This is a genomic window from Streptomyces sp. NBC_00212 (genome assembly GCF_045206365.1).
Classification (GTDB): Bacteria; Actinomycetota; Actinomycetes; order Streptomycetales; family Streptomycetaceae; genus Streptomyces.
On record NZ_CP108115.1, the window covers coordinates 2624036 to 2636598 of the forward strand.

At 70.3% G+C, this 12563-nt stretch carries 9 protein-coding genes; 6 read left to right on the forward strand and 3 right to left on the reverse strand.

Annotated elements, in window-relative coordinates; translation table 11 throughout:
• Positions 1 to 8: 8 nt before the first annotated feature.
• The 3 genes from gltX to OHA17_RS11850 form a co-directional block, all read right to left on the reverse strand.
• A complete protein-coding gene (gene gltX / locus OHA17_RS11840; RefSeq protein WP_406506440.1) occupies positions 9 to 1496 on the reverse strand; it encodes a glutamate--tRNA ligase in 1488 nt (495 codons plus the stop codon).
• Positions 1489 to 2265 (reverse strand): fumarylacetoacetate hydrolase family protein, encoded by a 777-nt coding sequence (locus OHA17_RS11845; protein ID WP_398878362.1) that lies wholly within the window; start codon positions 2263 to 2265, stop codon positions 1489 to 1491. The genes gltX and OHA17_RS11845 overlap by 8 nt, the downstream gene beginning before the upstream one ends.
• Positions 2266 to 2435: 170 nt before the next feature.
• Positions 2436 to 2624: a hypothetical protein gene (locus OHA17_RS11850; protein WP_053727888.1), complete on the reverse strand. Its 189-nt coding sequence runs from the start codon at positions 2622 to 2624 to the stop codon at positions 2436 to 2438.
• A 581-nt stretch (positions 2625 to 3205) separates the two neighbouring features.
• Here OHA17_RS11850 and OHA17_RS11855 point away from each other — a divergent pair.
• The 6 genes from OHA17_RS11855 to OHA17_RS11880 all read left to right on the forward strand — a co-directional run bounded on the left by OHA17_RS11855 (position 3206) and on the right by OHA17_RS11880 (position 12528).
• Complete coding sequence (locus OHA17_RS11855) at positions 3206 to 6973, forward strand: nitrate- and nitrite sensing domain-containing protein (protein WP_406506442.1); 3768 nt, start codon at positions 3206 to 3208, stop codon at positions 6971 to 6973.
• Positions 6974 to 6982: 9 nt separating this feature from the next.
• A complete protein-coding gene (locus OHA17_RS11860) occupies positions 6983 to 7396 on the forward strand; it encodes a roadblock/LC7 domain-containing protein (RefSeq protein ID WP_053727886.1) in 414 nt (137 codons plus the stop codon).
• A 181-nt stretch (positions 7397 to 7577) separates the two neighbouring features.
• Positions 7578 to 7985, forward strand: a complete 408-nt coding sequence (locus tag OHA17_RS11865; protein ID WP_053727885.1) for a DUF742 domain-containing protein — start codon at positions 7578 to 7580, stop codon at positions 7983 to 7985.
• A complete protein-coding gene (locus tag OHA17_RS11870; protein WP_100577621.1) occupies positions 7966 to 8547 on the forward strand; it encodes an ATP/GTP-binding protein in 582 nt (193 codons plus the stop codon). The genes OHA17_RS11865 and OHA17_RS11870 overlap by 20 nt, the downstream gene beginning before the upstream one ends.
• 356 nt (positions 8548 to 8903) lie before the next feature.
• Complete coding sequence (locus tag OHA17_RS11875; RefSeq protein ID WP_406506445.1) at positions 8904 to 12104, forward strand: nitrate- and nitrite sensing domain-containing protein; 3201 nt, start codon at positions 8904 to 8906, stop codon at positions 12102 to 12104.
• Between the two features lie 10 nt (positions 12105 to 12114).
• On the forward strand, positions 12115 to 12528 hold the full coding sequence (locus OHA17_RS11880; protein ID WP_189972015.1) for a roadblock/LC7 domain-containing protein: 414 nt from the start codon (positions 12115 to 12117) through the stop codon (positions 12526 to 12528).
• Positions 12529 to 12563: the final 35 nt, after the last annotated feature.

The following is a 12563-nucleotide window of genomic DNA, read 5'->3' on the forward strand; positions in this document are numbered from 1 at the left end:
GCTTACGGCTACGCCGCCAGCTTGGCCAGCGCCGCGTCGATCCTTGCCAGCGTCTTCTCCTTGCCCAGGATTTCCAGGGACTCGAAGAGGGGGAGGCCCACCGTGCGGCCGGTTACCGCCACGCGGACCGGGGCCTGGGCCTTGCCCAGTTTCAGGCCGTGCTCCTCGCCCGCCGCCAGGACCGCGTTCTTGAGGGACTCGGGGGACGCCCAGTCCGCCGACTCCAGCTTCTCGCGGGCCGTGCGCAGCAGCGCGTCCGAGCCCTCCTTCATCGCCTTCGCCCAGGACGCCTCGTCCTCGACGGGAGAGTCGAGGAAGAGGAAGTCCACGTTTGCCGTGATGTCCGAGAGGACTGTTACGCGGGTCTGCGCGTGGGGGGCGATGGCCTCCCAGGCCGCGCGGTCGAAGTCCTCGGGGGCCCAGTTCGCGTGCGGGGCGCGCAGCCACGGCTCGCAAGCCGCGGCGAACGCCTTCTCGTCCAGCATGCGGATGTGGTCCGCGTTGATGGACTCGGCCTTCTTCAGGTCGAAGCGGGCCGGGTTCGCGTTCACGTCCGCGATGTCGAACTTCGCGACCATGTCCTGGATCGAGAAGACGTCCTGGTCCGCCGAGAACGACCAGCCCAGGAGGGAGAGGTAGTTCAGGAGGCCCTCGGGGAGGAAGCCCCGCTCCCGGTAGATGTTCAGGGAGGCCTGCGGGTCTCGCTTCGAGAGCTTCTTGTTGCCCTCGCCCATCACGTACGGCAGGTGCCCGAAGGACGGGATCTCCTTCGCCACGCCCAGCTCGATCAGCGCCTTGTACAGGGCGATCTGGCGCGGGGTCGAGGACAGCAGGTCCTCGCCGCGCAGGACGTGGGTGATCTCCATCAGGGCGTCGTCGACCGGGTTCACCAGCGTATAGAGCGGCGCCCCGTTCGCGCGGACGATGCCGTAGTCCGGCACGTTGTCCGGGGTGAAGGTCAGCTCGCCGCGGACCAGGTCGGTGAAGGTGATCGGCTCGTCGGGCATGCGGAAGCGGACGATCGCGGCGCGGCCCTCCGCCTTGTACGCCTCGACCTGCTCGGCGCTCAGCTCGCGGCAGTGGCCGTCGTAGCCGGACGGCTTGCCGGCGGCGCGGGCCGCGTCGCGGCGGGCGTCGAGCTCCTCGGTGGTGCAGTAGCAGTGGTAGGCCTTGCCGGCGGCGAGCAGCTTCTCGGCGACGTCCTTGTAGAGGTCCATCCGCTGCGACTGGCGGTACGGCTCGTGCGGGCCGCCGACCTCCGGGCCCTCGTCCCAGTCGAAGCCCAGCCAGCGCAGGGAGTCCAGGAGCTGGTTGTAGGAGTCCTCGCTGTCCCGGGCCGCGTCGGTGTCCTCGATGCGGAAGACGAACGTGCCGCCGTGGTGCCGGGCGAACGCCCAGTTGAACAGGGCGGTGCGGACCAGGCCCACGTGGGGGTTGCCGGTCGGGGAGGGACAGAAACGGACGCGCGCAGAAGCGTCCGGAGTCGCGTTAGCCACGCTTGATCACCTTGTTGGTGAGAGTGCCGATGCCTTCGATGGTGACGGCGACTTCGTCGCCGACGTTGAGGGGGCCGACCCCGGCCGGAGTGCCCGTGAGGATGACGTCGCCCGGGAGCAGCGTCATGGCCTCGGTGATGTGGACGACCAGGTCCTCGATGGAGCGGATCATGTCGGCCGTGCGGCCGAGCTGGCGCTGTTCGCCGTTGACCGTCGCCTGGATGGCCAGGTCCGTGGGGTCGAGGTCGGTCTCCACCCAGGGGCCGAGCGGGCACGAGGTGTCGAAGCCCTTGGCGCGGGCCCACTGCTTCTCGCGCTGCTGGGCGTCGCGGGCGGTGACGTCGTTGGCGCAGGTGTAGCCGAAGATGACGTCCTTGACGCGCTCGCGCGGGACCTCGCGGCACATGCGGCCGATGACGACGGCGAGCTCGGCCTCGTGGTGCAGCTCGTTGGAGAAGGAGGGGTACTCGATGTTGTCGCCGGGGCCGATCACCGAGGTGGTCGGCTTGAAGAAGGCGACCGGCACCTCCGGGACCTCGTTGCCGAGCTCCTTCGCGTGCTCCGCGTAGTTGCGGCCGATGGCCACGACCTTGTTGGGGAGCACGGGCGGCAGGAGGCGGACCTTGCTCAGCGGCACCTTGGTGCCGCTGAGTTCGAAGTCGCCGTACGGAATGCCCTTGATGATGTCGAGTACGAGACCGTCGGGGCCTTCGCCCTCGACCGCTCCGAAGGCGACATTGCCGTCGATGGAGAACCTGGCGATGCGCACGAGTGCTGTCGCCCCTCACTTCGCTTAGCTGGTACTGGCTGGAGTCTGACGCTCCAGGCTAACCGGGCGGGGACACCGGCCGTGCGCATTACTCCGTGGCGCGACCGGCGGCGGAGCCTCTCGCCGGGGGCCTGGCCGGGGCGGCGAGGAGGGGCGCCGGGGCTCTCGGGTCAGACGGCGGCGTCGGCCTGGGCCGGGGCCTTCATCAAAATGGTGCGGCGCGGGTTGGCCGTCTGGGTGGGCAGCTCGACGGTGTGCTCCGGCTGGGCCGGCCGCTGGAGCTCCTCGGCGTCCGCGAGGTGCGCGAGGGTGGTGCGGCGCGGGTTGGCTATGTTCCGGATGATCATCGTCGTCTTCATCTCTGCTACGAACCCTGTCGGTACGGGCGCCGCGGGGGCGCCGGTTGTCGGATTGGCCATCCCTGTAAAGCGTCAGGCTAAACATTCGAATTCCCGGCAAAGGGTCGTAGAGACGACGATCGACATGTGAGTTTGCTCACGAATCAAGCCGCAAAAGGGATATAAAGGTCCATCAACTGGCCATCCAGGAACGGACATTCCGGTATTGAACCCTTCATTCCGCTCCTGATCATCGCGACTCAGACACCCCCCACCCCTAAGCGACTCGTAACCATTAGTCCGTTTCCTCCGCGATCACTTTCTACATTTTGTGACGCGATACTCACAATGTGTCACTCAGGTCACGGCCCGGTACGCGGGCCTTGTTGGAGATCCGGCACTGTGCTGGAATTCCACGCACCGCCGCGGGTCACTGACCGGCGCGCAGGGGCGCAACGCAGCGCCGGGTGAGCGGCGGGAGGGGGAGCAGGACAAGCGCCGGTCACTCAGACCACACAGGGGGCGCGCAGTGCCCCCCATGACGCCGACACCGTCCTATCCGTTCTTACGGAGGGACGCCTGGTCCAGAGGTTGCGACGCTAGTGCAGGGACGTTTCAAGAGGGATGGCAGCGCTGCGGCGGAGCAGGAGCCGCAGGGCGGGACTGGCCCCAAGACGGCCAGTTCCTCGCCCCAGCACGCCCAGAACCCCCGGGGCCCCGAAAACCCCTCCGCCTCGCCGGCCGGCGAGGCGAGTGGCCAGACGGCGCGCACCAGCGGGCCCTCCGGTCCCTCCGGCGGCGACCAGAACGGCGCCGAACGGAAGCCGACGGGACCCGTGGACACGGGCTCCCGAATAGCCCTGCGCAACTGGCGCATCTCGACCCGACTGGTCGCCCTGCTCGCCCTCCCCGTGGTCACCGCGACCGCCCTCGGCGGGCTGCGCATCAACCAGTCGATGAACGACATGCAGCAGCTCGACCACATGCAGCTGCTCACCGACATGACCAAGCAGGCGACCGAGCTCGCCGCCGCGCTCCAGACCGAGCGCGACGACTCGGCGGGCCCGATCTCCACGGGGACCTCCGACGCCCGCGTCCAGACCGACCGCTCGGCCACCGACCTGGTCAAGAAGTCGTTCATCAACGCGACGCAGGACGTCAGCGGCACGGACAACGACGACGCGCTCCAGTCGATCCGACGGAACGTCACCAACATCGCGATCCAGCTCACGGAGCTGGAGAACATCCGCAAGACCGCGTACAAGGACGGCTCCACCCACTCCCAGACGGTCGAGTCCTACAGCCGTCTCATCCGCGGTCTGCTCAGCCTCTCCCAGGACATGGCACAGGCCACCTCCAACCCGGAGATGATCAAGCGGACCCGTGCGCTCGCGGCCTTCTCCTCCGCCAAGGAGTACGCCTCGGTCCAGCGCGCGATCATCGCTGCGGCGCTGCCGGCCTCGAAGGACAAGGCCGGCAACCTCCTGGAGCCCGACCGCCTCTACGCCAAGGCCGCGCAGGACGGCGAGCGCCAGGAGCTCTCCTCGTTCCAGGCCGTGTACGAGGCCAACGGCGGCAACTCCACCGAGCTGATGGCCCCGCTCGACAAGGGCAACTCGGAGATCACCGCCGCCAACGCGTACTCGCAGCGCGTGCTCAAGAACCCCGGCGGGATCAACCAGGAGCAGAAGCGCTCGTACCTCGACTGGTACGACCAGGACTCCAACAAGATCAACCAGATGAAGACCATCGAGCAGACCCTGCTCGGTGAGATGGAGCAGAAGGCCCGCGAGCTGCGCGACACCTCGCAGCGCGACGCGATCCTCAACGGTGTGCTGATCCTCGTCGTCCTCGGCGTCTCGCTGGTCGGCGCGTTCGTCGTGGCCCGCTCCATGATCCGCTCGCTGCGGCGGCTGCAGGACACCGCGACCCGGGTCGCCCAGGACCGCCTGCCCGAGCTCGTCAAGCAGCTCTCGGAGTCGGACCCGCAGGACGTCGACACCTCCGTGGAGTCGGTCGGCGTGCACTCCCGGGACGAGATCGGCCAGGTGGCCGCGGCCTTCGACGACGTGCACCGCGAGGCCGTACGACTCGCCGCCGAGCAGGCCCTGCTGCGAGGCAACGTCAACGCGATGTTCACCAACCTCTCGCGCCGCTCCCAGGGTCTGATTCAGCGTCAGCTCTCGCTCATCTCCGAGCTGGAGTCCCGCGAGGCCGACCCGGACCAGCTGTCCTCACTCTTCAAGCTGGACCACCTCGCGACCCGTATGCGCCGTAACGGCGAAAACCTCCTCGTCCTCGCCGGTGAAGAGCCCGGCCGCCGCTGGACCCGCCCGGTCCCGCTGGTCGACGTGCTCCGCGCCGCCGCCTCCGAGGTGGAGCAGTACGAGCGCATCGAACTGGCCGCCGTGCCCGCGACCGAGGTCGCCGGACGCGTGGTCAACGACCTCGTGCACCTCCTCGCCGAGCTCCTTGAGAACGCCACCTCCTTCTCCTCGCCGCAGACCAAGGTCCGCGTCACCGGTCACGCGCTGCCCGACGGCCGCGTCCTGGTCGAGATCCACGACACCGGCATCGGCCTCTCCCCCGAGGACCTCGCCGCGATCAACGAGCGGCTGGCGTCGCCGCCCACCGTGGACGTCTCGGTCTCGCGCCGCATGGGTCTGTTCGTGGTCGGCCGCCTGTCCCTGCGACACGGCATCCGCATCCAGCTGCGCCCGTCCGACTCCGGTGGTACGACCGCGCTCGTCATGCTGCCCGTCGATGTCGCCCAGGGCGGCAAGAAGGTGCCCGGCAAGCCGGGTGCCGGTCAGCCGCAGGTTCCGGCCGGCCAGGGTGGCCGTCCCGGCCTCGCGGGCGGTCCGCCCTCGCGCGCCGGGCTCGCGGCCGGCCCGCTCAGCGGCGGCCCGGGTGCTCCCGGCGGCCGACTGGCGGCGGGCGCCCCGCGCGGCCAGGTCACCGGTGGTCAGGGCCCGCGCGCCGCGCTGCCGCCCCGGGGCGGCGGCCCGCAGCAGGGTCAGCCCCAGCAGCAGGGCCAGCAGTCCGCGTTCGGCAGCGGCCCGGCCGCTGCCCCGGCGCCGCGCCGCGGCGACCGTCCGATCACCCCGCCGCCCGGCGCCCCGCGCGCCGAGCTGCCCGGCGGCAACCCGCTGACGCAGCAGCCGGCCCGGCCGCAGGCCGCGAGCTGGGGCACCGACCAGTCCTCGGCCCTGGACGCGCCGCGCGGCCACGAGGAGCCGGAGCAGCACACCGGCCAGTACCCGCGTCCCGCCGTCGACGACCGCCAGGGTCCGGGCGCGACCGCCGAGTTCGCCCGCCCCGACTTCGACGGCCCCCCGCCGGGCGCCCAGCAGGACCAGAACTCGGGCACCGGCCAGTTCGTACGCCCCGACGTGTTCGGCGCGCCGGCCGCGCAGGACCCCTCGGCGACCGGGCAGTTCGAGCGCCCGGGCTCCTACAACGGGTACGGCGACCAGTCCTCCAGCACGGGCTCGTTCGCGCGTCCGGACCAGGACCCGTCCGCCACCGGCCAGTTCGCCCGGCCCGGCCAGGACACCGGCTCGTACCCGCGCCCCGCGGCCGACGACCGGCAGAACCCGGCGGCGACCTCCGAGTTCGCCCGCCCGGACTTCAACGCGCCGCGTCCCCCCGCGCCGCAGCCGGTCCAGCCGCAGCAGTACCAGCAGCAGGCGCCCCAGCAGGGCCAGGACTTCGGTCAGGGCGCCCCGCGTCAGCGCCGGGACGGCAACGAGTTCGGCGGCCCGCGCCAGCCGGCCGGCAGCCTGCCCGCGCAGCCGCAGCACGAGGCCCTGCCGCCGGCCGGTGCCGGTGACGGGCGGACGCCGCTGTTCGACACCCTTGAGACCAACTGGTTCCAGCAGCAGGGCCAGCAGGGCGGCCAGCCGCAGCAGCCCGCGCCGCAGGCGCCCCAGGCCCCGCAGCCGCAGGCCCCGCAGGGCCGGAGCGCCGCTCCGCAGCGGCCGGCCCCCGAGCGCCGCCCGGTCCGTGAGAGCGGCAACACGAACGGCAACGCGAACAGCGGCGCCAACGGCTCGGACGCCTCCAACGGCTCCGGCGCCTGGCGCAGTTCGCCCAACGACGATCTGGTCCGCCAGGCCGAGCGGGCCCGCAAGCCCGCCGCCGGCGGCGTGACCACGTCCGGTCTTCCCAAGCGGGTCCCGCGTGCCAACCTGGTGCCGGGCACCGCACAGCAGCAGAACCACCAGGCAGGACCCCAGGTCTCCCGGGCGCCCGACGACGTGCGCGGCCGACTGACCAATCTCCGCCGGGGCATCCAGCAGGGCCGGCAAGCCGGCAACGGCTCCACCGGCAGCTTCCACGTGGACCCCACTCACCAGCAGGAGCGTTAGTTGAGTCCGATGAGCCAGGCGGCACAGAACCTGAACTGGTTGATCACCAACTTTGTGGACAACACCCCCGGGGTGTCCCACACGGTGGTGGTCTCCGCCGACGGCCTGCTCCTCGCCATGTCCGAAGGCTTCCCGCGCGACCGCGCCGACCAGCTGGCCGCCGTGGCGTCCGGGCTGACCTCGCTGACCGCCGGAGCCTCCCGGATCTTCGAGGGGGGCAGCGTCGCCCAGACCGTGGTGGAGATGGAGCGCGGCTTCCTCTTCCTGATGTCCGTGTCCGACGGCTCCTCCCTGGCCGTTCTCGCGCACCCGGAGTGCGACATCGGCCTGGTGGGCTACGAGATGGCCCTCCTGGTCGACCGCGCGGGCACCGTCCTGACGCCGGACCTGCGCGCCGAACTCCAGGGCAGCCTGCTCCACTGACCGCAAACCCCCCGGCCGAGCCGCTCGCGAGGCCGGGGGTCGGGAGCCACCGGCGCCGCCCCCCTCCGGCCCGGACCGGCTCCCGCACGATGCAGATATCCGTCCCGGCCGCACCTCGCCCCCCACCGGCCCTGTCAGACGGCTCGCAGATGCCTTGCTGTCGCTCCGCCCGGAGGAACCAATGACCCCGCCACCCGCCTCACACGACTCGTACGGCGCGCTGCACGACGCGGCGTACGACGGTGAAGGCGACCAGCCGCTGGTCCGTCCGTACGCCATGACCGGCGGCCGGACCAGGCCGCGCTACCAGCTCGCCATCGAGGCACTGGTCAGCACCACAGCAGACCCGGCGCACCTTGCCACGCTTCTTCCCGAGCACCAGCGGATCTGCCACCTCTGCCGTGAGGTCAAGTCGGTGGCCGAGGTCTCCGCGCTGCTCCAGATGCCGCTCGGTGTCGCCCGGATCCTCGTCGCCGACCTGGCGGAGGCCGGCATGGTGGCGATCCACCAGCCGGGCAATGGAGAGACCGGCGGCACGCCGGACGTGACACTGCTCGAAAGGGTGCTCAGTGGACTTCGCAAGCTCTAGCGGCGGTGCTGCCCGCTCCACTACTTCCGCGAAGATCGTGGTGGCGGGCGGTTTCGGCGTGGGCAAGACCACGTTCGTCGGCGCGGTCTCGGAGATCAACCCGCTGCGCACCGAAGCCGTCATGACCTCGGCGTCGGCGGGCATCGACGACCTCACCCACACCGGAGACAAGACGACCACCACGGTCGCCATGGACTTCGGCCGCATCACCCTGGACCAGGACCTCATCCTGTACCTCTTCGGCACCCCCGGACAGGACCGCTTCTGGTTCATGTGGGACGACCTCGTACGCGGCGCCATCGGCGCCGTCGTCCTCGTCGACACCCGCCGCCTCGCCGACTGCTTCCCCGCCGTCGACTACTTCGAAAACTCGGGCCTCCCCTTCGTCATCGCCCTCAACGGCTTCGACGGACACCAGCCCTACACCCCCGACGAAGTACGCGAAGCCCTCCAGATCGGCCCCGACACCCCCATCATCGTCACCGACGCCCGCCACCGAGCAGACGCCAAAAGCGCCCTCATCACCCTCGTCGAACACGCCCTCATGGCACGACTCAAGTAGGCGGTCGCCTACGGCAGTTGTCGTAGGCGAAACGGGGGCGGACTGTGTCCTTTGACACGATCCGCCCCTGTGTTCATAACGTTTCGACAGAGAATTCTCGTGTCACCGCAACCCGCCGCGTTCATCCGGTGTCACTGCGCGCACAACAGCCCCGTCATTTGGCGGGGCTCGCTCTTTATGCCCGTTTTATCTGAGGCTTTGGCCACTCGGAACCGGAGATTCCAGACGTTTGGATGGCAGCCGTCCCACGTGCTGGAATTCGGCGAACTCCCGAGTAGTACGGCCCCGAGAAGTACGGCTCTGAAACACACTGCGGCACGCCCCACGGGTGCCGGCTCCGAGAGGTTGTTGGTCGAGTGAAGCGAAGCAGGACGAGCTCCGCGACGCAGCAGGCGCGGGGCAACTTCACCCCGCCGCAGCGCACGGCGGCGGCACCGCCCGCACCCGAGACCTCTGCCCCGGACGGCAAGAAGGACGCCCCGGGCAGCAGCAGCCGCTTCTCGCCGCGCAACTGGCGCGTGGCCACCAGGCTGAACGCGATCCTCCTCATCCCCGTACTGGTCGGCCTCGTCATGGGCGGCTTCGAGGTGAACGGGTCCATAGCCACCTGGCGCGACGCCCGCAACGCCGAGAAGGTCGCCAACATCGTGCGGGCCGCCTCCGACTACGGACAGGCGCTGCTCAACGAGCGTGACCTCACCGCTCAGCCCCTGCTTGAGAACAAGCGCGACAGCGACATCGTCAGCAAGGCGTACGCGACCTCCGACGCCGCCCGCGCCAAGTTCGACGACGCCGTCAAGGGCATGCCGGACACTCCGAGCCTCAAGCGCCGCCTGGCCAAGGTCCGCGACGCCGAGAAGACCCTCGAAGACCTCCGCAAGACCGCGTACGCCAAGGGCGTCGAGGCCAAGAACCCGGTCCTCACCGAAGAGGGCTACACCGCGATCCCGCACTACCTGAGCACGTTCTCCAACGAGCTCGGCCTGGGCACCGGCAACATCACCAGCTACGGCCGCATGGTGTACGCGGTCGACCTCGCCAAGTCGGCGGAGTCGCTGCAGCGCTCCATCGGCCTGCACCTGATTCTGCGGCCGAACGACGACCCCAAGACCTTCCAGATGCAGGTCAAGGCGTTCAACTCGTACAACTACCTGGAGTTCATCGCCCTCGGCGAGTTCGACGCCGGTGGTACGGACGCCGACAGCCAGCACCTCAAGGACGTCATGACGGCCAAGGCCGCCAAGGTCGCCCAGGAGTTCCCGGGAGGGAAGCTTCAGGCCGACAACGGGCCGCGCATCGGCGCCGCTCCGGCGGCCGACGGCTCGATCTACAACGGGATGGCCGCCGCGATCGGCGGGGGCGAGAGCGCCAAGCAGCTCAAGGCCCAGGGCATCACGCCCGAGTCCTGGATGGCCGCGTCCACCTCGAAGTTCGACGGCTACAGCGAGGTCGAGGACGACCTGGTCACCCGGGCCGTGACCGAGGCCGGCCAGATCGCCGACGACGCCAAGACCACCGCGTACATCAACGGCGCGATCGTCGTGGTCTCGCTGCTCGCCGCGTTCATCCTGGCCGGCATGGTGGCCCGCCAGATGAGCCGCTCGATGCGCCGGCTGCGCAACGCCGCCTTCGACGTGGCCGAGCAGCGCCTGCCGATGCTCGTCGACCAGCTCTCGCGCACCGAACCCGGCCGGGTCGACACCCGCGTCGAGGCGATCCCGATCGACTCCACGGACGAGATCGGCGAGGTCGCCCGCGCCTTCGACCAGGTGCACCGCGAGGCCGTCCGGCTCGCCGCCGAGCAGGCACTCCTGCGGGGCAACGTCAACGCGATCTTCACCAACCTCTCGCGCCGCAACCAGTCCCTGATCGAGGGCCAGCTGACCCTCATCACCGACCTGGAGAACAACGAGGCCGACCCGGACCAGCTGGAGAGCCTGTTCAAGCTGGACCACCTGGCGACCCGTATGCGCCGCAACGGCGAGAACCTCCTGGTCCTCGCCGGCGAGGAGCCGGGCCGCCGCTGGGACCAGCCGGTCCCGCTGGTCGACGTGCTGCGCGCCGCCTCCTCCGAGGTGGAGTCGTACGAGCGCATCGAGCTGTCCGGCGTGCCGGAGGCCGAGATCCACGGCCGGGCCGTGACCGACCTCGTGCACCTGCTCGCCGAGCTCCTGGAGAACGCCACCACGTTCTCCTCGCCGCAGACCAAGGTCCGCGTCACCGCGACCCGTCTTCCCGACGGCCGGGTGATGGTCGAGATCCACGACAAGGGCATCGGCCTGACCGCCGAGGACTTCGCGGACATCAACCACCGCCTGGCCAACCCGCCGACCGTGGACGCCGCGGTCTCCCAGCGCATGGGCCTGTTCGTGGTCGGCCGGCTTTCCGACCGGCACGGCATCCGCGTCCAGCTGCGCCCCTCGGGCGAGCAGGCCGGGACCACGTCCCTGGTCATGCTCCCGGACCCGATCACCCATGGTGGCGGCGGCGAGAGCAACCCGCTGGGCGACGACTTCACGGTGTCCTCGATCATGCCCGAGCAGCACCAGCAGCAGCAGTCGTACGAGGCGGCCCCCGCGCCGATGCGTACGGCGGCCGAGCTCGGTTTCGACGACTCGCGGTACGAGAGTGCCGAGCAGTCCGACCCCCGCGAACTCGACCCGGTCAACCGGTCGCTGATGCGCGAGGAGCGCCGCGCGGCCCTGGAGGCCCAGGCGCAGGGCGGCGAACGCCCGCTGTTCCGGGACGAGTTGGAGGAGCAGCAGTCCCCGGCGTACGACGGCTCGTACGAGGGCCGGCAGCAGTACGCGACGCAGGACCAGTCCTACGAGGGCTCCTACGAGCCTCAGCAGGCCGGTGGCTACGACAGCTCGTACCAGGGCCAGCAGTACGCCCCCGAGCACACCGGCGCCTACGCGCAGGACTCCTACGCGCCCCAGAACGGCTACCCGGAGTCCGGCTATGCGGAAGGCTCCTACGGGGACTCCACGGCCGACCAGGGCCCCTACGAGGCTCCGTACGCCACCCAGGCGCCGCAAGGCGATTGGCGGCAGGAGAATGCCTACCAGGAGCCGTACGCGGGCCCCTTCCAGTCGGAAGCGGAATCCGCCGAGGAGTCCCGGGGCGTTCCCGAGGGCCCCGCGGACCGCGTAGGCTTCGACCGTCCGGGCCCCACCCCGACCACCGCCCACGCGATGACCGACGCCGGTCTGCCGCGGCGCGGCAGCCAGCAGAGCTGGCCGGCCGAGCCCGAGCAGGAGCAGGCCGAGCCGTCGGAACCGGCAGGCGACTGGCGCTCGACCAACGACGAGCGCTGGACGCGGGCCGAGAAGCTCCGTGAGCCCAAGGCCGGCGGGGTCACCCCTTCCGGTCTCCCCCGGCGGGTGCCCAAGGCCAATCTGGTCGAGGGCGCGGCCGAGCAGACCCCGCAGGGCGGCCCTCAGGTCTCCCGCGCTCCGGAGGACGTGCGCGGCAGGTTGAGCAACCTGCGCCGCGGCGTCCAGCAGGGCCGTAACGCGGGGTCGGACACAAGTAACACCTACAACCAGGAGCGTTAGTGTGAGCCCGATGAGCCAGGCGGCGCAGAATCTGAACTGGTTGATCACCAACTTCGTGGACAACACCCCTGGGGTGTCCCACACGGTGGTGGTCTCCGCCGACGGACTCCTGCTGGCGATGTCCGAAGGCTTCCCCCGGGACCGGGCCGATCAGCTGGCGGCCGTGGCCTCCGGTCTGACGTCCCTCACCGCGGGCGCCTCCCGGATCTTCGAAGGCGGTGCCGTCAACCAGACCGTGGTGGAGATGGAGCGCGGCTTCCTCTTCCTGATGTCCGTGTCCGACGGTTCCTCCCTCGCCGTTCTCGCGCACCCGGAGGCCGACATCGGCCTGGTGGGTTACGAGATGGCCCTGCTCGTGGACCGTGCCGGGAGTGTGCTGACTCCCGACCTGCGCGCGGAACTCCAGGGAAGCCTTCTTAACTAGTTACCGATCAGTTCTCAATCAGCAGACAGGCCGTG